General features: G+C 57.7%; 20 protein-coding genes, 1 other RNA gene and 1 pseudogene. 14 read left to right on the forward strand and 8 right to left on the reverse strand.

What is annotated here, in order from left to right; translation table 11 throughout:
- Positions 1-35: 35 nt before the first annotated feature.
- From GH656_RS07375 to trxA, 7 genes are all read right to left on the reverse strand, one after another.
- Positions 36-1838 carry an ArnT family glycosyltransferase gene (locus GH656_RS07375; RefSeq protein ID WP_153075279.1) on the reverse strand — a complete coding sequence of 601 codons (1803 nt, stop codon included), beginning with the start codon at positions 1836-1838 and terminating at the stop codon, positions 36-38.
- A 406-nt stretch (positions 1839-2244) separates the two neighbouring features.
- Positions 2245-2514: a type B 50S ribosomal protein L31 gene (locus tag GH656_RS07380; RefSeq protein WP_153075280.1), complete on the reverse strand. Its 270-nt coding sequence runs from the start codon at positions 2512-2514 to the stop codon at positions 2245-2247.
- A 167-nt stretch (positions 2515-2681) separates the two neighbouring features.
- The gene (locus GH656_RS07385; protein ID WP_153075281.1) at positions 2682-3500 is read right to left on the reverse strand and encodes a M90 family metallopeptidase; all 819 of its coding nucleotides are present in this window, start codon (positions 3498-3500) and stop codon (positions 2682-2684) included.
- Positions 3501-3512: 12 nt separating this feature from the next.
- Positions 3513-5069 (reverse strand): MFS transporter, encoded by a 1557-nt coding sequence (locus tag GH656_RS07390; RefSeq protein ID WP_153075282.1) that lies wholly within the window; start codon positions 5067-5069, stop codon positions 3513-3515.
- Positions 5066-5572 (reverse strand): MerR family transcriptional regulator, encoded by a 507-nt coding sequence (locus tag GH656_RS07395; protein WP_153075283.1) that lies wholly within the window; start codon positions 5570-5572, stop codon positions 5066-5068. The genes GH656_RS07390 and GH656_RS07395 overlap by 4 nt, the downstream gene beginning before the upstream one ends.
- A gap of 169 nt (positions 5573-5741) precedes the next feature.
- Positions 5742-7004 (reverse strand): transcription termination factor Rho, encoded by a 1263-nt coding sequence (gene rho, locus GH656_RS07400; protein WP_153075284.1) that lies wholly within the window; start codon positions 7002-7004, stop codon positions 5742-5744.
- A gap of 249 nt (positions 7005-7253) precedes the next feature.
- Positions 7254-7580 carry a thioredoxin TrxA gene (gene trxA / locus GH656_RS07405; protein WP_153075285.1) on the reverse strand — a complete coding sequence of 109 codons (327 nt, stop codon included), beginning with the start codon at positions 7578-7580 and terminating at the stop codon, positions 7254-7256.
- A gap of 436 nt (positions 7581-8016) precedes the next feature.
- On the opposite strand from trxA, the gene ffs reads away from it, so the two are divergent.
- Positions 8017-8115: signal recognition particle sRNA small type (ffs, locus tag GH656_RS07410), an RNA gene on the forward strand.
- Here the strand turns inward: ffs and GH656_RS07415 are convergent.
- Positions 8111-8284: a hypothetical protein gene (locus tag GH656_RS07415; RefSeq protein WP_153075286.1), complete on the reverse strand. Its 174-nt coding sequence runs from the start codon at positions 8282-8284 to the stop codon at positions 8111-8113. The genes ffs and GH656_RS07415 overlap by 5 nt on opposite strands.
- Before the next feature lie 81 nt (positions 8285-8365).
- On the opposite strand from GH656_RS07415, the gene dnaX reads away from it, so the two are divergent.
- From dnaX to rlmD, 13 genes and pseudogenes are all read left to right on the forward strand, one after another.
- Positions 8366-10963, forward strand: a complete 2598-nt coding sequence (dnaX, locus tag GH656_RS07420) for a DNA polymerase III subunit gamma/tau (protein ID WP_153075287.1) — start codon at positions 8366-8368, stop codon at positions 10961-10963.
- A 109-nt stretch (positions 10964-11072) separates the two neighbouring features.
- The gene (locus GH656_RS07425; RefSeq protein WP_153075288.1) at positions 11073-11399 is read left to right on the forward strand and encodes a YbaB/EbfC family nucleoid-associated protein; all 327 of its coding nucleotides are present in this window, start codon (positions 11073-11075) and stop codon (positions 11397-11399) included.
- 116 nt (positions 11400-11515) lie between these two features.
- A complete protein-coding gene (gene recR, locus GH656_RS07430; RefSeq protein WP_153075289.1) occupies positions 11516-12112 on the forward strand; it encodes a recombination mediator RecR in 597 nt (198 codons plus the stop codon).
- A 58-nt stretch (positions 12113-12170) separates the two neighbouring features.
- Complete coding sequence (locus tag GH656_RS07435; RefSeq protein WP_153075290.1) at positions 12171-13385, forward strand: CaiB/BaiF CoA transferase family protein; 1215 nt, start codon at positions 12171-12173, stop codon at positions 13383-13385.
- Positions 13386-13474: 89 nt separating this feature from the next.
- Complete coding sequence (locus tag GH656_RS07440; protein WP_153075291.1) at positions 13475-14512, forward strand: ABC transporter substrate-binding protein; 1038 nt, start codon at positions 13475-13477, stop codon at positions 14510-14512.
- 96 nt (positions 14513-14608) lie between these two features.
- Positions 14609-15451 (forward strand): ABC transporter ATP-binding protein, encoded by an 843-nt coding sequence (locus tag GH656_RS07445; RefSeq protein ID WP_153075292.1) that lies wholly within the window; start codon positions 14609-14611, stop codon positions 15449-15451.
- 91 nt (positions 15452-15542) lie between these two features.
- The gene (locus tag GH656_RS07450; RefSeq protein WP_153075293.1) at positions 15543-16367 is read left to right on the forward strand and encodes an ABC transporter permease; all 825 of its coding nucleotides are present in this window, start codon (positions 15543-15545) and stop codon (positions 16365-16367) included.
- A gap of 58 nt (positions 16368-16425) precedes the next feature.
- Entirely contained in the window at positions 16426-17181 is a 756-nt protein-coding gene (gene surE, locus GH656_RS07455) for a 5'/3'-nucleotidase SurE (protein ID WP_153075294.1), read from the forward strand.
- Positions 17178-18020: a protein-L-isoaspartate(D-aspartate) O-methyltransferase gene (locus GH656_RS07460; protein WP_153075295.1), complete on the forward strand. Its 843-nt coding sequence runs from the start codon at positions 17178-17180 to the stop codon at positions 18018-18020. The genes surE and GH656_RS07460 overlap by 4 nt, the downstream gene beginning before the upstream one ends.
- Before the next feature lie 5 nt (positions 18021-18025).
- On the forward strand, positions 18026-18916 hold the full coding sequence (locus tag GH656_RS07465) for a peptidoglycan DD-metalloendopeptidase family protein (RefSeq protein WP_153075296.1): 891 nt from the start codon (positions 18026-18028) through the stop codon (positions 18914-18916).
- 184 nt (positions 18917-19100) lie between these two features.
- A pseudogene (rpoS, locus tag GH656_RS07470) lies at positions 19101-20021 on the forward strand (RNA polymerase sigma factor RpoS); the annotation flags it as partial.
- Between the two features lie 4 nt (positions 20022-20025).
- Entirely contained in the window at positions 20026-20817 is a 792-nt protein-coding gene (locus GH656_RS07475) for a 3'-5' exonuclease (RefSeq protein WP_153075298.1), read from the forward strand.
- Between the two features lie 188 nt (positions 20818-21005).
- Positions 21006-22373 carry a 23S rRNA (uracil(1939)-C(5))-methyltransferase RlmD gene (gene rlmD, locus GH656_RS07480; protein WP_281349660.1) on the forward strand — a complete coding sequence of 456 codons (1368 nt, stop codon included), beginning with the start codon at positions 21006-21008 and terminating at the stop codon, positions 22371-22373.
- Positions 22374-22418 lie beyond the last annotated feature (45 nt).

Here is a 22418-nt window from a genome sequence, read left to right on the forward strand (position 1 = left end):
GGTTATGCCTCGTTGTGTCTGGATGCGCCTGGTTTTTAGCTAGTTGACGGCAGGTTGCCAGCTGATTGCTGCCTTGCGGCTGCCTGGTTATGTTTCGCCCGCCACGCACGCCGTTTGAGTGGTGGCTGAGGCCGGTCGATCCGCACATAGAGGCGAAACCGCTCATCACGGTCTGCTACGCGACGGCCTTCCCAGACCAGCTTCCAGACAAAATCCGACATCGAACTCGGTTCGCCAAAGTCCTGCGTATCCTGGCGCAAGATCACATCGCAATCTTCATTGAAGGCGAAGTGCATCTTGCCGAAATAGGCAAACGTGGCAATTTGCGCGTTCCCCAGACGCACTGGCGAAATGCAGGTGTAGTCCGCTGGCAGATGGCTGGCCACCTGTTCAGCAACGTCCTTGTAAGTTCGGCTGTAGTTGACAACGGGCAGCCAGAGCGTCATTAGCAGCACCCACATCAACGTGGTTCCCGCGCTGGACAGAACGACACTGCGCCAGAGCACCTTCGGATGGCGCGCCAGACGCCACCGCACGAGGAAGAACCAGCAAACGGTGACGGCCACCGCGCAGACAAAAGACAGGATTTTGAATTCTGGCGTGAAGCCCGGTGCCAGGCGCGCAAGGTTGCGTGCCAGTGGTTGCGGAAAGCCCGTCATGCCTGCCAGCCAGACTAGCCAGACAAAGCTGCCAAGAATGGTGAAACTCAAGAGCGCGAACCAGTCGATGGCGTTGATCGTGCCTCGCTTGAGTGTGGGCAACGCGAAGGTGGCGAGCACGGCCAGCGGCGGCAGCAGCAGCATATAGAGCCGGTTCGCCTGGTGGCTTTGCAGTGCAATCAGCAGCAGCAGCGGGGCGATCACGGAGAGCGGCACCGCGATATGCGGCGCGCGGCGCAGTCCGGCCCAGCTAAACCAGGCCCAAATGGCTAGCGGCCAGGCGGGCCAGGTAAATAACGGCAGATTTTTCAGCGCGTAACGGAGTACGGAACCCGGTGGGCCAGAAAAGGCATCCACGCTATCGTGCATCCACTGGTTGAGAAACCAGACGGCATCGTCCGGGAAAGCCGCCAGCGCCGCCAGTGGCCAGACCAGCGCTACCGCGAGCGCGACAGGCAGGCCTGCCAGCAGGAGCCAGCGCGAACGCATTTCGCGCACGAAAAGCTGCAGGGCAAGCGTTCCGGCGAGTAGCGCACCCACCAGCACTGGCGCGCTGGCCAGCATCATGAGCCCAAGCGCCAGACCCCATAACAGCGCGCCTTGCAGCGGGCGGTCCATCATTCGCACCAGCCCGTAAGCCAGCATTGAGATGCACGCAAACTGGGCGAGAAGTGGCGTGGCTTCGTGGCCCCGTTCTGCGAGGCCAAAGCACGCGAGCAAGATCAGTAGCGCACCATCGGCCAGCGTGCGGCCGTAGTCGCGCGGCTCAGGTTCGCCACCGAACGCATATTTGAAAGGTTGAACTTCGGCGCGCCGGCCGAGCAGATAGGCGCTGTACCAGACAAATGCGCAGGCAACGCAAAACAGCAGACCGGTAAAGACACGTGACGCATTGCTGGGATCGACCCACGGTGCCAGCATCCGGATCGCACTGGCACCAAGCCAGTAGCCTAGCGGGCCATCGCTGGTGATGTATTTGCCGACCAGATTGGGTAGCAGCCAGTCGTGGGCGTTGCCGTTGGCCATGGTCCACATCACGCCAAAGCCGGCTGCGTCTTCGTTTTTCCAGGGATCGCGGCCAAATAGTCCAAATGACGCGTAGACGATGCAGATGGTCAGCAGCAGCCAGCGCGGTAGCGCACTGGTCGCGGAAGCCGTGAGGCGAACGACAGATCTCATGCAGATTGACAGGTATTGGAGAAGCGGTTTGGGCGGCTGCGATGCGGATGGCAGCCAGTGGGCAAGCGGCTTCGCATTGTAGACGGGCGATACGGGGTACGTCACGGCCGGGAAAGACGAATGTAGCTAAGGAATGCAGCCAGCGGCAGCCAGTGTGGTGCAGTGGCGCGCTGAGGTATAGCGGGAAAGCCGTGAAAAACATCACGCCGGATGCCAGAGAGCAGGCAGGGCAGGCGGCTGGTGGTCGCATTGCGGTCACGACGCTACGTGTGAACCGGCAGGTGGCGTGAAAGATAGCTACAGAAGATAAAAAAGGCAGCTAGCGCTGCCTTTTTTACGATCTCTTTAAGACTCCGGTTCAGCCTGGGCTGTAACGGGGGAGCTGGGAGAAACTACTGGCCACTGCTTAGCTGGCCTTGGTTGCCTTGCCTGATGCGCGGGCACCGAACTTCTTGTTGAACTTCTCGATACGGCCTGCCGTGTCCATGACCTTTTGCTGGCCGGTGTAGAACGGATGCGATTCTGACGAGACTTCAATTTTGGCGAGCGGGTAAGTCTTGCCTTCGAATTCTCCGGTTTCACGCGTCTGGATGGTCGAGCGTGTAATAAAGCGGAAGTCGATTGACATATCGACAAACAAAACTTCGCGGTAATCCGGGTGAATGCCTTCTTTCATGATCTGTCCTTTGGTCTGGCGGTAGCCAACCCGCGTGTCGCCGCACGGGATGTGCGAACGGCATTTTGGCGCGAGCCACTTGCCTAAAGTCGAAAAACGGCGATTATGCCAGAAAATTAGCCCATTGACGTTGCGTAACAAGGTTTTTTCGTAGATAGCCGTGGCATTTATATCTGGGCCCGGGCCGGGTCCTGGCGGTAGTAATCAGCCAGCAACTGGTACAGCGCGGGATATTGCGCGTGAAACGCATCGGGCTGGACAAACAGCACCTCGCTGCACACCGCGAAAAATTCAGCGGGATGATCGGCTGCATAGGGATCAATTAGCGACGCTTCTTCGAACTGATTCCAGCGATGCGGCGCAACGGCATCGACCTGAGCGCAGAACTGGACATAGGCCGGATCGAAAACCTCAGCCCACGCGGTTGTGTCGAGCGGCGCATGCCAGCGGCGAAAGAGCGGCGGATGGCCGTCAGCTTCACCGTTGAGCATGTCGATCTTGTGCGCGAACTCGTGAATCACAACGTTATAGGCGCGGCCGCTGTCCGTCATCTGCACGTCCTCCCACGACAGCACCACCGGCCCACCTTCCCACGCTTCGCCGCTGGCATCGTGTTCGATTTCATGAACCACGCCCGTTTCATCTTCGAGCGTTTTGCGTACCATGAATTCGCCGGGATAAATGATGATGCCGACCCAGCCTTGATAGAGCTCAAGGCCCAGATTCAGGATTGGCAAACAAGCCTGGACGGCAATGGCCACTTCCATCTCTGGCGTTAGATCCAGTCCCTCAGCGACGGAGAAGCGTTTTTGCGCCAGAAATAGCTGTGTCAGCTCCCGCAGCCGGACTAGATCAGCCGCGCTCAGGTGGGCGATGAACGGCAAGCGTTCGAGCGCGGTACACCAGAGCACCTCGTCAAGCGGCCGCCGGTGCAAAGGGTGTGCACGGCGGTAGGCATTGAGCCAGCGAGTGAGGGTCGAAAGCATAGGCTCAAAGGCTCAGTTGATCTGTTTTTGCCACCAGGCAAATAGGCCACCGCACAGAGCGATGCCAATCAGGAAATAAAAACCGTCCAGCGACGCGAGAAAGCTGGCTTGCTGCGCCACCATCCGGCTGATCTGTATCAGCGCCAGGGTATGCGCCTCACTGCCAGCATGGCCCGCCGCCGTAAGACTGCTGGTCAGCGTGGCGAGGGTACTCTGGAATGCCGGGTTAAACGGATTGATAAATTCGACGAGCCGGGTCTGATGCAGCGCCAGGCGATGCTGCTCGACAATAATCACCGATGCTGTTGCAAATGAAATGGTTAGCTGCCGCACGATGTTTTTGAGCCGGTAGCCGTGGCTGAATTCTTCAATTGCGAAAATGCTGAAAGTTAGATTGGCGACGGGCAGCACGATGAACAACAGCAAGAGTCCGCGTAACAGAAGCGGTACGAGCAGCGCTTCTTGCCCCACAGCTGGCGACATGCGCGTCATCCACGCTGCGGCAAAGGCGGCGAGCGCGAAGCCCGGCACGATGATCCGCTTTTTGTGCGAAAGCAACTTGGCGTAACGCAGGTAAATAAAAAGAGCGCTGGCCGAGGCTAGTGAGGTGAGGCCGACGAGCCGTCCAGTGTTTTCCACCGGAAAGCCCAGCCCGCCTTCGAGAAAACGCGAAATTAGATAGCTGAAAACGGTCGATTCAAAGTAATAAAACATGTAAAGCACGAGCCCGACTTGAAAGGTTTTTTCGCGCAGCGCATGCAGCCGCATCAGCGGCGCTGGATGATGCCATTGATGCCAGACGAACCATGCCAGCGCAGTGATAGCGATCATTGTGAGCAGGATCAGGCTGGGCGAGGTGCTAAATGTCTGAAAACGGACCTGTTGCATCACGATTTGCAGCGCACCCTGGGCGAATGCGAATAACAGATAAGGCCAGAAATGCGTTGCGCCCCGTTCGGCGGGCGGACGGTTGCCCGAATCGGGAATAGTCAGTAATGCGAGGAGGGCGAACAGAAAACCGAGAGGGGCGGTGCAGGCAAATAACGCGCGCCATGTGAAATGCGCTACGAGCACGCCACCCACTAACGGAGCCAGCGCGCTACAGGTAACAATCAAAAGTAGAAATGACCGCAGCGCGCCAGCACGCTTTTGCGGCGTGAAGCTGCTCTGGATCAGAATCCGGCACACGCCCATCATCGGGCCGATGAAATAGCCTTGCAGACCGCGTGCAAACATTAATTGAAATGAGGTTTCGCATAGCGCGGTGGCGACTGCAGCGATGGAATAAAGCAGCATGCAGCCCGCGATATAACGCCGGTAGCCGACCCTTTCGACCCACCATTGTTGCTGCAGGATGCCGAGTACCGCGGCTAGTGCATAGGCGCTGGAGGACCAGACTAGTTCATCGGGCGAGGCATTGACGCCGCCTGCAATGTAGCTGGCGAAAAACGAGAAGATCGCGTTATCGAAATAATCGAGGCCGGTGACGATTGCGAGCACCCATGGGAAAAAATCGCCACGCAGTTTTGTGCCGCTCAATAGCGGCAGGCGAGATGATGCGGAACTCATGAGATTTTGCGTTTGCCGGTGGCGGGGGGGCTTGCCTGGCGTTGTCGTTGTTGTCGTTGTTCAAGCAGCGCATCGGCGTTTTCACCCGCTAGACGGCGACTCACGTAATCGAGATCGTGGCTGAGTTCAGCCTTGAGTTTTCGGGCATCTTTTAGCTCACGTTGCACGGCATGAATGCGGGCATCAAGCGTATTGACCTGATGGGTCAGCGCCTGATGGATCGCGTGCAGCGATTCGGCCGAAAAGCGGTTACGGCCGTTTTCGCCAGACTCCATTGGACGCTTGAGCATTTCAGTGATGCCGTACAACGAAAAGCCCAGCGAGCGAAGCCGCAAAATACGGGCAAAACGTTCGAGATCATCCGCGTCGTACAGGCGGTAACGGCCTTCGCTGCGAGAGGGGGAAATCAAACCGCGTTCTTCGTAATACTTCAGGGTCCGGGGCGTGACACCTAAGGTTTTGGCAGCATCGCGCACGGTAAGCAGGGCAGTGCCTTGAGGCATGACAGCATTTAGCAGGGTATGAAGTGCGCGCAGTATAGGACAACCTGTACGTTTGCGTACAGGTTGTGCTGGTGCTGTGGGGAGGTAATCAGGCAAAAAAACGCCCGCGAAAGGCGGGCGGTGAAGTGCTTGCGTGTGCTGGGCTTAAGCTGAACCCAGACTCGGCGAATTAGCCGCTGCGGCGCATCATGTCGAAGAATTCCGCATTGTTTTTGGTCTGCCGAACCTTGTCGAGCAGGAATTCCATTGCTTCGACTTCGTCCATATCGTGGATGAATTTACGTAGGACCCAGATTTTCTGCAGGATATCGGGCTTGATAAGCAACTCTTCACGACGCGTGCCCGATTTGTTCAGGTTAAGCGACGGATAGACGCGTTTTTCTGCAAGACGGCGTTCAAGGTGCACTTCCATATTGCCGGTGCCCTTGAATTCTTCGTAAATCACGTCGTCCATGCGGCTGCCAGTTTCGATCAGGGCCGTGCCGATAATGGTGAGCGAGCCGCCTTCTTCGATGTTGCGTGCCGCGCCGAAAAAGCGTTTTGGCCGTTGCAGTGCATTGGCATCGACACCACCTGTCAGCACCTTGCCGGAGGCTGGTACTACCGTGTTGTAAGCACGCGCCAAGCGGGTGATTGAATCAAGCAGAATCACGACGTCGTTTTTCATTTCAACGAGGCGCTTGGCTTTTTCGATCACCATTTCAGCCACTTGCACGTGGCGTGCCGCTGGCTCATCGAAGGTGGAGGCGATCACTTCGCCTGCGACCGAGCGCTGCATTTCAGTAACTTCTTCCGGCCGTTCGTCGATAAGCAGCACGAACAGCATGATGTCGGGATGATTTTGTTTGATTGCGTGAGCAATATGCTGAAGCATCACCGTTTTGCCGGACTTCGGCGAAGCCACCAGCAAGCCGCGCTGGCCTTTGCCGATTGGCGCGATCATGTCGATGATCCGGCCGGTGACATTTTCCTCACCGCGCATCTCACGCTCAAGCAGCATCACCTTGTTCGGGTGCAGCGGCGTGAGATTTTCGAACATGATCTTGTGTTTCGAGGCTTCAGGCGGCTGCCCGTTTACCTTGTCGACCTTGACCAGTGCGAAATAGCGTTCGCCATCCTTTGGGGTGCGAACCTCACCTTCGATGGTGTCGCCCGTATGCAGATTAAAGCGTCGAATTTGCGACGGGCTGATGTAAATGTCGTCCGTGCTGGCGAGATAAGAGGTTTCTGGTGAACGTAGAAAACCAAATCCGTCTGGCAATACCTCGAGCGTGCCGTCGCCGAAGATCGTGTCGCCTGTTTTGGCGCGCTTTTTTAAAATAGCGAACATCAGTTCCTGCTTGCGCAGGCGGTTCGCACTTTCGATCTCGAGGCCATTAGCCATTTCGATCAATTCGGATACGTGTAGCGTTTTAAGCTCAGATAAATGCATACGGAGAACCCGCAGGAGAGAGGATGCGACCTGGAATGGAATCTGGGAGGAGAGTGAGCGGAACCGCTCAGGGACTTACACGTTTTTCAACGTCGTGCGGATACTAGCATAGCACGGGGCCATTTTCGCACGCGCGGCGAATGGACATATTTAAACGCTGCCTGTTGCCACTGGGCAACAGGCAGCGGAACCTCACTGAAAGCGCAAAATCGTTAAGTGCGTTATCAGGTAGTAACGGCTGGTGACGGTTTAAAGGTTGCCGTCGAGAAACGCGGTAAGTTGCGACTTCGACAGTGCGCCGACCTTTTGCGCGGCAACTGCGCCGTTTTTGAAAAGAATTAACGTTGGAATGCCACGCACGCCGAATTTAGCGGGTATCGACTGATGCTCGTCTACGTTGATCTTTGCGATCTGCAGGCGGTCAGCGTAATCCTTGGCCACTTCATCGAGGATCGGCGCGATCATTTTGCACGGGCCACACCAGTCAGCCCAGAAATCGAGCAGCACGGGTTTGTCTGATTTGACGACGTCCTGTTCGAACGATGCGTCGCTAATATGCTTGATTTGTTCGCTCATAGTATGAATACCTCTGTCGGTTCGAGGCCCGCCTGAACTGCTCGCCACGATACTCGGAATATGACTGGAAAGTTGCCGTTCGCGTTGCCGCAAGGTGAGCCTGGATTGAACCTCGGCTCAGCCCGGTGAGAAAGGCTGCGCGAGTGTGCTGAAGGTTCGGGTCTGTGGGTCATCCGGGTGCCAGTTTAGCTTAAATTGCTATGCGTTGCCTGTAGCGATAGTGCTTGCCTGGGTGGCGACGGGCTATGGCCATCAAGGCGAGTGCTGCCCTCGATATCTGGCGGTCGCCGCAGCAAATACAAGTCCGCTAAGTGGTGCACCTTGAGCCGTTTGCGCGCCTGTACTCTCGTATTCAGCGCGCCCCTCGAATGAATTTTTCAGGTCAGGCGGTGCAAAGCCATCGCGTTGAATGATTGCTGATGATAGAATGCTGCGTGACGGGCCTCCTCGCATGGAGGGGCGGTGAATCTGGTCAGGTCGGGAACGAAGCAGCCACAGCTGTTTTCCGCCAGTGCCGAGGGTCAGGCTCGTCACCTTCCCAGTTTTTTCATGATCTTCTGCTGTCCACGGGTTTTTTTAGTTTGTAACTGCCCGCTGCCGTTTGCTGCTCCTCGCTCCTTGTTGTTCTCTTTCCAGCTTCCCCCTGCTGTTTTTTCTGCTGCGACTCTCTTATTTACCGGTACTGCTTCGCCAGTGAAATTCATTCACTCGTGAGTGTGTTGTCGCGCGCAATCGGGCATATTCAAATCGGTTAAGCGCACCGTCGTTGCTGATACAATTTCCGGATGACCTATCAAGTTCTCGCACGCAAGTGGCGTCCAAAAGATTTTGCCTCGCTCGTTGGACAGGAGCACGTGGTGCGTGCGCTCACGCACGCGCTTGACGGTGGGCGTTTGCATCACGCTTATTTGTTTACTGGCACGCGTGGCGTTGGCAAGACCACGCTTTCGCGTATTTTCGCCAAAGCGCTGAACTGTGAAACCGGTGTGACCTCGACGCCATGCGGCATCTGTCGTGCATGCCGGGAGATCGACGAAGGCCGTTTTGTCGATTACGTCGAAATGGATGCGGCCAGCAATCGTGGCGTCGATGAAATGGCTGCATTGCTCGAAAGGGCGGTTTATGCACCAGTCGATGCGCGCTTCAAGGTCTACATGATTGATGAGGTGCATATGCTCACCAATCACGCGTTTAACGCCATGTTGAAAACGCTGGAAGAGCCCCCCGCGCACGTCAAGTTCATCCTCGCCACAACCGATCCTCAGAAAATTCCCGTCACGGTGCTGTCGCGCTGTCTGCAATTCAATTTGAAGCAGATGCCGGCCGGCCATATCGTGACGCATCTGGAACAGATTCTCGCGCAAGAACAAGTGTCATTTGACGTTCAGGCTTTGCGTCTGCTCGCGCGTGCCGCAGATGGTTCGATGCGCGATGCGCTGTCCTTGACCGACCAGGCCATTGCTTATTCCGCGAACCAGGTGACTGAAGAAGCCGTGTGTGGAATGCTGGGCGCGCTCGATCAAAGTTATCTGGTGCGTTTGCTGGATGCGCTGACGGCAAACGACGGCGCAGCTGTGCTGGCGGTCGCGGATGAAATGGCGTTGCGTAGCCTGTCTTTTTCAACTGCGCTACAGGATTTGGCGAGTTTGCTGCATCGTGTGGCGTGGGCACAATTTGCGCCTTCATCGGTGCTGGATGAATGGCCTGAGGCGAGTGATGTGCGGCGCTTTGCTGACGCGCTCACTGCAGAGCACGTACAACTGTTCTACCAAATTGCCACGATTGGCCGCAGCGAACTGGGTTTGGCACCGGACGAGTACGCAGGTTTTACGATGACGCTGTTGCGCATGCTGGCGTTTGAACCTGCTTCGGCAAATGGAACCAGCCCGCTCAAGCTGGAACGGCGCTTGAGCGGTACGAGTCATGAGCGCATGCCGTCACTGGCTACAGCAAAGCCAGCTCCGGCGCCTGCAATGCCCCGGATGACAGTGCCCGAGGTCGTTGTGACTGTGCCTCGTCACGACAAGATTGATGCGCTTGCTGCGCATCCTGTATCCCAGATCACAGGCGAGGTGGCGGACACTGCTACGGCTACCGCTATGCCGACGGAGCATCAGACCAGGCAAAAAGAGGCGCTCACCGGTGTACTTGTTACGCCAGTCAGCGATCAACCGGATGATGATGCCGAAGCTGCGCCGTCTGCTGCATTAGCTGATTCAGCCGGACAGTCTGCTGAATCCATTGGTGCCGCGACCGAAGCTGAAGTTGTTCCAGCAACGCAATTAGCGGACTCAGCACAATCAGCCAGTGATGCAAGCCTTGCCTCGCAGACAGTCGAGCCTTTCGCAGATAAACCTATGATCCGGTTTTCTGACGCAAGCACAGAGCGCGCAATAGATTTAACCGCAGGCATCGCAGCGCCTCCGCCTGCTGCTACGCCGGTAATGCCCGCAATAGAAGCGTCGATGGCCGATGCTACAGCGGTGGCTTCGGCGGCACCGCCACCGCCGCGACGAGCCGGTGGCGCGAGCGCTGCGCTGGATGTATTGCGCAGTGCGGGCATGAAAGTTTCATCTGGCGTGCGCCCAGGGGCGGCAGCCCAGAGTAGTTCCGCTCCCGCGATGACGAAGCCCAAAGCTGCGCCACCGCGAGTCAATGTTCCGGTGCCGGGTGCTGCGCGCCCCACGGCACCCGCTGGTGCGCCGAATGTGCTGGAACAAGGCACTGCCGCCACGCCACCTTGGGATGATGCGCCGTTTGATGACTATCAGCCGGTATCACCCAGCGAGGCTTTTCTTTCCCCACCCGATGACGACTACGCTGCGTCGTTCAGCCAGAGTCTGGGCCCGGCTGGTAACACTAAAAAAACGCTCACTGATTCCGCCGCGCCACCCACGGTTGATCTTCAGTCTTTGCCGGTTGCCATTGTGCTGGATGCCATCGGGTTTTCGGGCGATTGGCCGTCGCTCGCGGCGAGTTTGCCGCTTAAAGGCATCGCTCATCAACTTGCTTTCAATAGTGAACTGACAGCGCTGGACGGCACAACGCTCAAGCTGAATGTGGCAGTGCCGCAGTACGCAGACACGATTCAGGTCGCCAAACTCAAGGCTGCGCTCGCGGACCAGCTTGGCCGGGCAGTTGAGGTTCAGGTTGAAGTCGGGCCAGCGCGTCGCACGGCGGCCGTCATTGATGGCGCTTTGAAGGCGCAGCGCCAGCAGGAAGCCGAGCGCGAGATTCACGACGATCCGTTTATCCAGTCGTTGATCCGCGAGTTCGGCGCGAGCGTGGTCCAAGACTCCATTCGCCCGCTGGCAGCCGGGGCGATTTTGAGCGGCGGTGCTGGTGGTGACACGAGTGGCGGTATTTCCCGCACCCGCACCTGAGCAGCACTAGCGGCTCACAACACGTCGAACAAGATTGCTGAATCAAGCGCGAGGTGCCTGCGCGCCGTTTTCGTTTTTCCCATATTTAAGATTAAAAAGGAGCATGTCCATGATGAAAAACCAACTCGCCGGCTTGATGAAACAAGCCCAGCAGATGCAGGAAAACATGAAAAAAATGCAAGAAGAACTTGCATTGCTCGACGTCGAAGGACAGTCCGGCGCGGGCCTGGTCAAAGTGGTCATGTCGTGTAAGCACGAAGTCCGTCGGGTTACGGTTGATCCGAGCCTGCTGGCTGATGACAAAGACATGCTGGAAGATCTCGTCGCCGCAGCGTTCAACGATGCAACGCGCAAAGTTGAAACAGCGACCCAGCAAAAAATGAGCGGTATGACGGAAGGCGTGTCGATGCCACCGGGTTTCAAACTGCCATTCTGAATTCGTGGCGACGCCTCTCGGGGCGTGCCACTGTCACCTCTGTGCATGATTTTCCGGGCTGGCCGCTTGCGCGCTCAGCCCGGTTGAACTTTATCCTTTCGACGCGCCGGTGCTGCATGAAACAACCTTCCGCCTTATCGGCACTTGTCGAAGCGCTGCGTGTGCTGCCCGGTGTTGGCCCCAAGTCTGCACAGCGCATGGCCTATCACCTGATGCAGCATGACCGCGCGGGCGCTGGGAAACTGGGTCGCTCGCTGCTGTTTGCTACGGAACATCTACAGCATTGCGAGAAATGCAATACCTTCACCGAAGCGCAAATTTGCGATGTCTGTGGCGATGAGCAACGTGATCCTGCGTTGCTGTGTGTGGTCGAAACCCCCGCTGACCAGATCATGCTGGAGCAGACCATGACGTATCGCGGGCTGTACTTTGTGCTAATGGGGCGGCTCAGTCCGCTCGACGGCATCGGTCCCAAAGAAATTCATTTTGACCGGCTGCTCAAACGGGCATTGGATGGTGTTGTCAGAGAGGTTGTACTGGCCACCAACTTTACCAATGAAGGTGAGGCAACCGCTCATTACCTCGGACAGACGCTCAAGGCGCGCGGCCTGAGCGTCACGCGTCTGGCACGTGGTGTCCCGGTCGGCGGCGAGCTTGAATATGTCGATGCAGGCACGATTGCCCGCGCCATGCTCGACCGGCGCTCGATGTAACACGTGCCCGCCGTGGCTGGCTGCCACCTCGCCCAAACTGAACAGGAACAGGACACTCATGAGTGAAACGACTTTTTCAGGTGGCCCGTTAGCGGGCGTCAAGGTGCTCGAACTAGGCACACTGATCGCGGGCCCGTTTGCGGCACGTCTTCTTGGCGAATTCGGTGCCGAAGTCATCAAGATTGAAGACCCCCGGGGCGGAGATCCGCTGCGTAAATGGCGTGCGCTGTATCCGCCGAGCGGCGGCACGTCGTTGTGGTGGGCCGTGCAGGCGCGCAACAAAAAATCAGTCACTGTCAATCTGAAATCCGAAGAAGGCAAACGCATCGTTCAGCAACTCGCGCAGCAAGCCGATATCGTGATCGAAAATTTTCGCCCAGGCCTGCTGGAGAAACTCGGGCTAGGGTATGACGTGCTGTCGGCCAATAATCCCGGGCTGGTGATGGTGCGGCTCTCGGGTTACGGGCAAACCGGGCCGTATCGGGATCGCCCAGGCTTTGGCGCGATTGCGGAGTCGATGGGTGGCTTGCGCCACATCACGGGCTACCCTGATTTGCCGCCGCCGCGGATTGGCATTTCGATTGGCGATTCGATTGCGGCACTGCATGGGGTGATCGGTGCGCTGATGGCGCTGCATCACCGTCAGGTGAACGGCGGCTCTGGCCAGGTGGTCGACGTGGCACTGTATGAAGCCGTCTTCAACATGATGGAGAGCGTCGTGCCGGAGTACGGGGTCTATGGCATGGTGCGCGAGCGCACTGGCGCTTCGCTGCCAGGCATCGTGCCGTCGAATACCTATGCTTGCTCGGACGGTAGCATCGTGATCGGTGGCAATAGCGATCCGATTTTCAAACGCCTGATGCTGGTGATCGAACGTCCCGATTTGGCGGATGATCCAGCGCTGGCGCATAACGATGGGCGCGTGCCGCGCACACAGGAGATTGATGAGGCGATTGCGGCCTGGCTCGCGCCGCGCACGCTCGATCAGGCGCTCGCCGCGCTGCATGCTGCCGACGTGCCTGCCGGACGCATTTTTAGTGCGGCCGATATGTTCACCGATCCGCAGTACCTGGCACGGCAGATGATTGAGCGCTTCAAGTGGCAAGACGGGCGAGAAATCAGCTTGCCCGCCGTCACGCCAAAATTTTCACAAACGCCTGGCGAGACGCGCTGGCTTGGCCCAGAGCTGGGGGAGCATACGGATGAAGTATTGCGCTCGCTGGGTTATGAGCCCGCCGATATTGCCCGATTACATGAACAGCAGATTGTCTGAACGCGCTGAGCCCATGTGAAGGTGCTGGCACCGTTATGCTCAACGGCCCACCTCCCAACCGGTTTACTCACCACAGGAGAATCCGTCATATGCAACGCAGAACGTTTCTTGCTGGCGCCGCGGCGCTAAGCGGCGCGACACTTGCCAGTCTTCCGGCCGCATGGGGTGCGAACAAACTCGAAAAACAAAAGGTCGCCATCGCGGTGGGCGGTAAAAACCTGTTTTATTACTTGCCGCTCACCATTGCGGAGCAACGCAATTACTTTAAGCAAGAAGGTCTGAGCGTTGAAATCTCGGATTTTGCGGGTGGCTCCCGGGCGTTGCAAGCTGCGGTCGGGGGTAGTGCAGATGTGGTGTCTGGCGCGTTTGAACATACGCTGCTGCTTCAGGCAAAGCATCTGGCCTTTCGTGAATTCGTGCTGCAAGGGCGTGCACCGCAAATTGTGCTGACGGTTTCCAAAAAAACGTTGCCAGGCTACCGCACGATTGCTGACCTCAAGGGTAAAAAGATTGGTGTTACCGCGCCTGGTTCGTCGACCGCCATCATGGCGACCTTTGTGCTGGCCAAGGCGGGCCTGAGCGCGAAAGACGTCGCGTTTATCGGCGTAGGAGCGGGTGCCGGAGCGATTGCCGCGATGCAGTCTGGCCAGATTGACGCGCTGGCCTGCGTTGATCCGGTGGCAACCCGGCTGGAGCGCGCAGGAGTGGTGCGGGTCGTGTCGGATACACGCACGCTGGCTGATACACGCACGGTGTTCGGCGGTGATATGCCAGCAGGATGCCTCTATGCGTCGCAACGCTTTATCACGGCTTACCCGAATACCACCCAGGCACTCACCAACGCGATCGTGCGGGCGCTGAAGTGGCTGCAAAGCGCGTCAGGCGAAGCACTTGCGAATACCGTTCCGGCAGCTTATCTGCTGGGTGACCGGGCGCTTTATCTCGATGCCTGGCAGCATGTCAAGGAAGCGATGTCGCCTGATGGGCTGATGCCCGCAGACGGTCCCGCGACCGCGCTTAAAACGCTTCAGGCCTTTGATCCCGTGATGCAAGGTAAAACCATTGATCTGGCGCAATGCTGGACTAACGATTTTGTCAAAAAGGCGCTGGCAAACGTCCACGCCTGATACCTGATACCTGGGGCTTTGGCGCAGCGGTGCTATGAACACTGCTGTGCTTACTGAAACGCCCTGAAGCATTCATTCATTGAAGCGAGATGAAGCATGACGCTAGCCGCTGCATTGGCGCTGGAGCACATTACGCTCACCTTTGCCGCCCCCGATACCCGCACGCCAGGCTACACGGCCGTTCGGGACACGACGTTGCGGGTGGGGGCGGGTGAGTTTGTCGCGGTGGTTGGCCCGACTGGCTGTGGCAAATCCACGTTGCTGAATCTTGGCGCGGGGCTGCTCACGCCGACCTCGGGCAGCGTGAGTGTGATGGGCGAGCCGCTCAACGGGCTGAACCGTCACGCTGGCTATATGTTCCAGAGCGACGCGCTGATGCCATGGCGCAGTGCGCTGGAAAACGTGATGGCTGGACTGCTGTTTCGCGGGGTGTCACGCAGTGAGGCCCGCCTTCAGGCTGAGGAATGGCTGAGGCGAGTGGGGCTTGGCGGCTTTGGCGAACGTTATCCGCACCAGTTGTCGGGGGGCATGCGAAAGCGTGTGGCCATGGCGCAAACGCTGATTCTCGATCCGGACCTGATCTTGATGGACGAACCGTTTTCGGCACTCGACATTCAAACCCGGCAGTTGATGGAAAACGAACTGCTGGCGTTATGGAGCGCGAAACGCAAGGCAGTGCTGTTCATCACACACGACCTGGATGAAGCGATCGCGTTATCCGACCGGGTGATTGTTCTGGCCGCTGGTCCAGGGACGCATCCGCTTGGTGAATTCACGATTGACTTGCCGCGGCCACGTGACGTTGCGGAAATTCGCTCGCATCCCCGTTTTATCGAGCTGCACGCGCAAATCTGGAACGTGCTGCGCGAAGAGGTGCTTAAGGGCTATCAGCGGCAGCTAACAGCGGGGGTGGATCAGGGCGCAGGACGTGCTAAATGAGCAACCAGCGGCAGGCAGTACGCTGTTGTTGCTGTTGTTAACCGCGAGCGGCCAGGCTGGCCGCACTTCATCGAGAAGGTAGGCATCCGCGATGTGGAAAGCAATTCGCCCGAACCGGGCCAATCTGGTGCTATGGCAAGGGCTGTTACTCGTGCTGGGCTTTGGGCTCTGGTATGGGCTGACGAGCCCAACCTTGCTGCCAGCGTTTTATTTTGACGATCCTAATCAGGCCGCATTTTTTTTCGGTGAACCGCAAAAAGTTTTACTGCGCATCTGGGATTGGTTTGTGTCTGGCGAAATCTATCTGCATTTGTGGATCACGCTGGTCGAGACCTTGCTGGCCTTTGCGATTGGCACCGGGCTTGGTCTGCTCGCCGGGTTATGGCTGGCACTCGCGCCATTGACGAGCGCCTTGCTCGATCCGTACATCAAGGCTGCGAACTCGATGCCGCGCGTGATCCTCGCGCCGATTTTCGGCGTCTGGTTTGGGCTTGGGATTGGCTCGAAGGTGGCCTTGGGCGTGACGCTGGTCTTTTTTATCGTGTTTTTTAATGTCTACCAGGGCGTGAAAGAGGTCAGCCCGGTGGTATTGGCAAACGTCCGCATGCTGGGCGCCAGGCGCCAGCAATTGCTGCGCCATGTCTATTTGCCGAGCGCGATGAGCTGGGTTTTTTCCAGCCTGCATACGGCGGTGGGGCTGGCTTTTGTCGGTTCGGTTGTGGGTGAGTACCTGGGTTCGGCGCGTGGCGTGGGCTACCTGATCCTGCAGGCGGAAGGCAGCTTTGATATCAACACGGTGCTGGCAGGAATCCTGGTGTTGACGGTGTTTGCGCTGATTCTCGATGGCATGGTTGGAGCCCTTGAGCGGCATTTGATGAAGTGGCAGCCGAAGTCCAGCGACCAGGCAAAATTGTGAGGTGAATGGCACCCCGTGTGTCATTCGCGTGTCTTCGTTCCTCAGTTACAATCGCGGAATGCGAATCTTACTCAGCAATGATGATGGTTATCTGGCTCCGGGCCTTGCCGCGCTGTATGAGGCATTGACTCCGCTTGCCGACATCACCGTCATGGCGCCCGAACAAAACTGCAGCGGCGCGTCGAACTCGCTGACGCTGTCGCGGCCGCTATCGGTATTACGTGCTTCAAACGGGTTTTATTACGTGAATGGCACGCCTACCGATTCAGTCCATATCGCGCTGACAGGCATGCTCGAAACCCGGCCCGATCTGGTCGTTTCGGGCATCAACAATGGCCAGAACATGGGCGAAGACACCCTGTATTCGGGCACGGTGGCCGCCGCGACCGAAGGCATCATGTTTGGCATTCCCGCCATCGCCTTTTCGCTGGCCGATTCAAACTGGGGGCATCTCGAAGATGCGACTCGCGTCGCGGCGCAAATCGTTGCGCATTATCTTGAGCATCCGCTGCCTGGCCATCCACTGCTGAACGTCAATATTCCCAATTTGCCTTATCACCAGCTCGGTGAATGGCGTGTTACGCGCCTCGGCAAACGTCATCCATCCCAGCCTGTGATTCGCCAGACCAGTCCGCGCGGCGAGCCAATTTACTGGATTGGTCCTGCAGGCAGTGCCCGCGATGCCAGCGAAGGCACAGATTTTCACGCAGTTGCCAACGGGCATGTTTCAATTACGCCGCTTCAGCTTGATCTGACGCATACCCAGATGTTGACGGCGACCGGCGACTGGCTCGGCATGCGGGCCGCTTCATGACCAGCGGGCGCGCCAGACGCTTCCCATTGGGGCTGGAGGATCTGGTCCGCGAGCCGCGCAAAGCTGAAGGGCGCAAGGGTGAACGTGCCACGCTGCCAGCAGGAGCTTCAGCGCGTCGTCCGGCTGTCGTGAGTCAACCGCCCAAAAATACTGAACGCGGTGCCGTACCGAATGTGGCGTTGAGCAGCAGTCTCGCGCTGACCTCTGAGCGAGTGCGTGAGCGTATGGTGGAGCGGTTGCGCGCCAATGGCGTGACGAACCAGTCGGTGCTGAATGCGATGGCAAGCGTGCCGCGCCATATGTTCGTCGACCCAGGGCTGGCAGCCCAGGCTTATGAAGATGCGGCATTGCCGATCGGGCATCACCAGACCATTTCGAAGCCGTCGGTTGTGGCGCGGATGATTGAACTGGCGCTGGCGGGCCAGCATCTGAAAACCGTGCTGGAAATTGGCACGGGCTGTGGCTACCAGGCAGCGGTGCTGAGCCAGGTGGCGTCTGATGTGTATTCGATTGAACGGATCAAACCGCTTTACGAGCGCGCCAAAACTAACTTGCGGCCGCTACGTATTCCAAACCTGCGGCTGCATTATGGCGATGGCCGGATTGGTCTGCCATCCGCGGCACCGTTTGATGCGATCGTGATTGCCGCAGCGGGTCTTGATGTGCCATCAGCCTTGCTTGAGCAACTCGCTATTGGTGGGCGGCTCATTGCGCCAGTGGGCGCACAGGAAGGGGCGGCACAGGTGCTGACGCTGGTTGAGCGTACAGGCCCCGCGCAGTGGCGTGAATCGCGGCTTGATCGCGTTTTCTTTGTACCCTTAAAATCCGGAGTGATTTGACACTGATGAGTATGTTGAGCGCGATGCAAAATTCCCTCCCAAATGTTCGTTTGAATGCCTTGCGGCAGAGCGCATGCATGGTCGCGCTTTCTTTGCTGCTGGCGGCTTGTGCGACACCGCGCAATGGCCAGGCACCCGTGGTTGATCGCTCTGGCAGCCTTGGTACGCAGATGGCCCAGCCGGCCGTGCCACTGGGCCCGCCGCCGCCAGGGTATTACCGGGTGAAGCCAGGTGACACGCTTTACCGCATAGCCCTCGAAAACGGACAAAACTACCGTGACATTGCGACCTGGAACAATCTGGTTAATCCGAACCAGATCGAGGTCGATCAATTATTGCGTGTTGCGCCAGGCGGCACGAATGTCGCAACCATGACGCCTGGTGTGGTGACCGCGCCGATAGGCGGCACGAGCCCGGCTGCTAGCACTACGCCAGGCATTGCCACGGTGCCGCCAGTTTATGGTGCCGGTGCCGTGGCCACATCTGGCGTGCCGGCCAGCGGCGTGACGAGCGATGCCGCAGCGGCTGGCGTGCCGGCTTTCTCCTGGCCAGTCCGTGGCCCCATTCTTGGCACATTCGACGAATCGAAAAACAAGGGTGTGAATATTGGCGGGGCGGCGGGAGATCCCGTCAAGGCGTCGGCGGATGGACGCGTGGTGTACGCCGGAAACGGGCTACGTGGCTATGGCAACCTGATTATCATCAAACACGATGCGACTTATCTCACCGCATACGCACACAACCGTGCTTTGATGGTAAAAGAGGGGGATGCGGTGACCCGTGGGCAGAAAATTGCCGAGATGGGCAATAGCGATTCCGACCGCGTGATGTTGCACTTCGAAGTCCGCCGGCAGGGCAAACCTGTCGATCCGATGAAGTATCTGCCGCCGCAATAGCGAAACGACCATGCCGAAATCGAAGCGCCGCCCGCAGCAAGCCGACACCGATACGATTCGTCGAACCACGTCAGGCAAGGTGGATGACGATGACGTGGCGGAAGCTGCCGATGCCAGAGGCGGCGACTTCGATGATGATGCGCATGATGCTGATGAGCGCGCTCTCCGTCCTGGTGCCGTAGCTGAAGTTCGGGAGCGTGCTGTGCCAGCGCCCGATGCAGATGATTTCCGTGCGCTGCTGCAAGCCGAATTAACGGCTGACACGATTCAGCATTATCTCAATCGCATTAGTGCCAAACCTTTGCTGACGGTAGAGGAAGAACAGCGTTATTCACGGCTGGCCAAGGCCGGTGAATTCGAAGCCCGGCAAGTCATGATCGAGCGTAATCTGCGGCTGGTCGTGAGTATCGCCAAGGGCTATTTAAATCGCGGTGTGCCGCTTCTTGACCTGATCGAGGAAGGCAATCTTGGCCTGATGCATGCGATTGAAAAATTTGATCCCACGCGGGGGTTTCGTTTTTCGACTTATGCGACCTGGTGGATTCGCCAGAGTATCGAGCGCGCCATCATGAATCAGGCGCGCACGGTTCGTCTGCCGGTTCATGTGATTCGAGAGTTAAACCAGGTGTTGCGGGCCAAGCGTCACTTGGAAAAAAACTCGATGAATTCGGGCGAAGCCGCCGAGCGGCGTGACGCCAGTATTGATGACATTGCATATCTGACGGGCAAAACCCATGACGAAGTCACCGATATCCTCGCGTTAAACGAACATACCGCGTCGCTGGATGCGCCACTCGATCTTGATCCTGCCAGCAGCTTGCTCGATCTGCTTTCCGATGACCAGAGCCAGTCTCCCGACGCCGAAGTCCAGCACCGCGAACTCGAGGTGCTGACTAGAGCCTGGCTGGCGCGGTTGTCGGACAAACATCGTCACGTGATCGAACGTCGTTTCGGCCTGAATCACATCGAGCCGGCTACGCTTGAAGAGCTAGCCGATGAAATGGGTCTCACCCGCGAGCGGGTGAGACAAATCCAGCAAGAAGCGCTGCTGCGACTGAAGCGCTTTTTCGCCTCTAACGGTGTGCGCAAGGACGCCGTCTTATAAGCTCATGACCCCGATTCTTGTTTTCGATATCGAGACCATTCCCGATGTCGCTGGCCTTCGCCGCCTGCATGATCTTCCCACTACGCTATCGGATGCCGAGGTTGCCGAGCAGGCATTTGCTGCGCGCCGCGAAAAAACCGGCAGCGATTTTCTGCCTCATTACCTGCAACGAATCGCGGCTATTTCATGCGTGTTTCGTGATAACAGCGGGTTTCGTGTCCGCTCACTGGGGACTGCCGTTGATGGTGAGGCGGCATTAGTCCAGTCGTTTTATCGCGTGATCGAAAAATACACGCCGCAACTGGTGTCGTGGAATGGCGGGGGGTTCGATTTGCCCGTGCTGAACTATCGTGCGCTAGTCCACGGTATTGCCGCCAGCCGTTATTGGGATGCTGGCGAAGATGATCGAGAATTCAAGTGGAACAATTACCTCAGCCGCTATCACTCGCGCCATACCGATCTGATGGATGTGCTGGCAATGTACCAGGCGCGTGCGAATGCTCCGCTTGATGCGCTAGCCCGTCTATGTGGTTTTCCCGGCAAGCTGGGAATGGATGGTGGGCAAGTGTGGCAGGCCTTTCAGGAAGGGCAGATCGAGCAGATCCGAGATTATTGCGAGACCGATGTCGTCAATACCTATCTGTTGTACTGCCGTTTTCAACTCATGCGTGGTGGTTTTTCCGCCGCTGAATATGCTGATGAAATCATGCTTGTCAAAAATGCGCTGGCGCAGGAGCCGGGGGCCCATTGGGTGGAGTATCTGGCGGCGTTTGAGCAGTCTGATGGCGTTGCATAGCCATTGATCAGCGGGGTTAGCCTTGGCGTTAGCCTTTTGTCTTCGCGTTTAACAATCATTTTTCTTGTTTTTACTTCTTGTTTTAACCGTTTGCCAGGAAACCGCAGGTGTCTCGTTCTTCTCCGTACCGCTATCGTTTAACCAGAAAAAAACAAGCCGCTACCAGGCAAGCGCCTCCCGTCGACCAGATTGCACCCATTATTCAAATTGATTCGCTTGATATGGAGGCGCGTGGTGTCGGCCGGACGCGCAACGAGGATGGCACGCCAGGCAAGGTGATCTTCGTTGAGGGTGCGTTGCCGGGCGAACGCGTGAGTTATTCCAGCTATCGCCGGAAAGCTGCATTCGAGCAGGCCGAAGTGGCCGCTGTCATGCGTGCAAGTGTGATGCGCACTCAGCCGGGCTGTCCGTTTTTCGGCAAGTGTGGCGGGTGTTCGATGCAGCATCTGGAGGTGCGCGCGCAAGTCGCTGTCAAGCAACGCGTGCTCGAAGACAGTCTGGCTCACCTCTCACATTTGCGTGCTGATACGCTCTTCCGGCCGATTCATGGCCCTTCCTGGGGCTACCGTTACCGGGCGCGATTATCGGTGCGTCATGTCGCTAGCCGGGGTGGGGTGCTGGTGGGGTTTCGTGAGCGCAAAAGCAATTACGTCGTGGACATGACAAGCTGCGCGGTGTTGCCGCCCCATGTCTCAGCGCTGCTGCTGCCGTTGCGTGCGCTGGTTGGTCAGTTGTCGATTCACGACCAGGTGCCGCAAATTGAAGTGGCGGTTGGCGCATCGGTGACGGCGTTGGTGTTGCGCATTCTTAAGCCGTTGAAGGCGGCCGACGAACAAATTTTGCGGGCTTTTGCCGACCAGCATGCAGTGCAGTTCTGGCTTCAGCCGGGCGAACCGGAATCCGTTGCCCCGTTTTATCCCGTTGCTGCGCGGCTTGATTACACGCTGCCGGAATTTAATATCCGCATGCCGTTCAAGCCGACCGATTTCACTCAGGTAAATCACGCGATCAACCGTGTTCTGGTCGGACGTGCGTTGCGTCTGCTTGCCCCGCAGCGTACCGATCGGGTGCTCGATCTTTTTTGCGGGATTGGCAACTTCACGTTGCCGCTGGCGCGTTTGGCGCACGAGGTGATGGGAATCGAGGGGAGTGAGGCATTAGCGGCGAGGGCGCTTGAAAATGCGCGGCTCAACGATGTCGCGGATCACACCACATTTGCCTGTCGCAATCTCTTTGAGATCAGCGCGGATGATCTGCGTGCATTAGGTGCGTTCGACAAATTCCTGATTGATCCGCCACGCGAAGGGGCATTTGCCGTAGTCAAAGCGTTGTCAGAGATCGCATCCAGTGGTGTGGGGACATTGCCTGCACGCATTGTCTATGTTTCGTGCAATCCGGCAACGCTTGCCCGCGATGCCGGGGTGCTAGTGCATGAGGCAGGCTATCGGTTGAAAGGCGCTGGAATGGTGAACATGTTTCCGCATACTTCGCATGTCGAATCCATTGCGCTGTTTGAGCGGGATGAGCGAGAGCCAGCGAGTGGTGATGATGAGTAAATTTGATTAGCTGCTAGAAACAAAAATGCCACGGGATGCCGTGGC

The sequence above is a fragment of the Paraburkholderia bonniea genome (assembly GCF_009455625.1).
Classification (GTDB): Bacteria; Pseudomonadota; Gammaproteobacteria; order Burkholderiales; family Burkholderiaceae; genus Paraburkholderia; species Paraburkholderia bonniea.

What these genes read in the sequence shown, in the direction of transcription:
- GH656_RS07375 (WP_153075279.1), bottom strand. Translation starts at nt 1,838, where the DNA reads ATGAGATCTGTCGTTCGCCTCACGGCTTCCGCGACCAGTGCGCTACCG.
- GH656_RS07380 (WP_153075280.1), bottom strand. Translation starts at nt 2,514, where the DNA reads ATGAAAGAAGGCATTCACCCGGATTACCGCGAAGTTTTGTTTGTCGAT.
- GH656_RS07385 (WP_153075281.1), bottom strand. Translation starts at nt 3,500, where the DNA reads ATGCTTTCGACCCTCACTCGCTGGCTCAATGCCTACCGCCGTGCACAC.
- GH656_RS07390 (WP_153075282.1), bottom strand. Translation starts at nt 5,069, where the DNA reads ATGAGTTCCGCATCATCTCGCCTGCCGCTATTGAGCGGCACAAAACTG.
- GH656_RS07395 (WP_153075283.1), bottom strand. Translation starts at nt 5,572, where the DNA reads ATGCCTCAAGGCACTGCCCTGCTTACCGTGCGCGATGCTGCCAAAACC.
- rho (WP_153075284.1), bottom strand. Translation starts at nt 7,004, where the DNA reads ATGCATTTATCTGAGCTTAAAACGCTACACGTATCCGAATTGATCGAA.
- trxA (WP_153075285.1), bottom strand. Translation starts at nt 7,580, where the DNA reads ATGAGCGAACAAATCAAGCATATTAGCGACGCATCGTTCGAACAGGAC.
- GH656_RS07415 (WP_153075286.1), bottom strand. Translation starts at nt 8,284, where the DNA reads ATGAATTTCACTGGCGAAGCAGTACCGGTAAATAAGAGAGTCGCAGCA.
- dnaX (WP_153075287.1), top strand. Translation starts at nt 8,366, where the DNA reads ATGACCTATCAAGTTCTCGCACGCAAGTGGCGTCCAAAAGATTTTGCC.
- GH656_RS07425 (WP_153075288.1), top strand. Translation starts at nt 11,073, where the DNA reads ATGATGAAAAACCAACTCGCCGGCTTGATGAAACAAGCCCAGCAGATG.
- recR (WP_153075289.1), top strand. Translation starts at nt 11,516, where the DNA reads ATGAAACAACCTTCCGCCTTATCGGCACTTGTCGAAGCGCTGCGTGTG.
- GH656_RS07435 (WP_153075290.1), top strand. Translation starts at nt 12,171, where the DNA reads ATGAGTGAAACGACTTTTTCAGGTGGCCCGTTAGCGGGCGTCAAGGTG.
- GH656_RS07440 (WP_153075291.1), top strand. Translation starts at nt 13,475, where the DNA reads ATGCAACGCAGAACGTTTCTTGCTGGCGCCGCGGCGCTAAGCGGCGCG.
- GH656_RS07445 (WP_153075292.1), top strand. Translation starts at nt 14,609, where the DNA reads ATGACGCTAGCCGCTGCATTGGCGCTGGAGCACATTACGCTCACCTTT.
- GH656_RS07450 (WP_153075293.1), top strand. Translation starts at nt 15,543, where the DNA reads ATGTGGAAAGCAATTCGCCCGAACCGGGCCAATCTGGTGCTATGGCAA.
- surE (WP_153075294.1), top strand. Translation starts at nt 16,426, where the DNA reads ATGCGAATCTTACTCAGCAATGATGATGGTTATCTGGCTCCGGGCCTT.
- GH656_RS07460 (WP_153075295.1), top strand. Translation starts at nt 17,178, where the DNA reads ATGACCAGCGGGCGCGCCAGACGCTTCCCATTGGGGCTGGAGGATCTG.
- GH656_RS07465 (WP_153075296.1), top strand. Translation starts at nt 18,026, where the DNA reads ATGAGTATGTTGAGCGCGATGCAAAATTCCCTCCCAAATGTTCGTTTG.
- GH656_RS07475 (WP_153075298.1), top strand. Translation starts at nt 20,026, where the DNA reads ATGACCCCGATTCTTGTTTTCGATATCGAGACCATTCCCGATGTCGCT.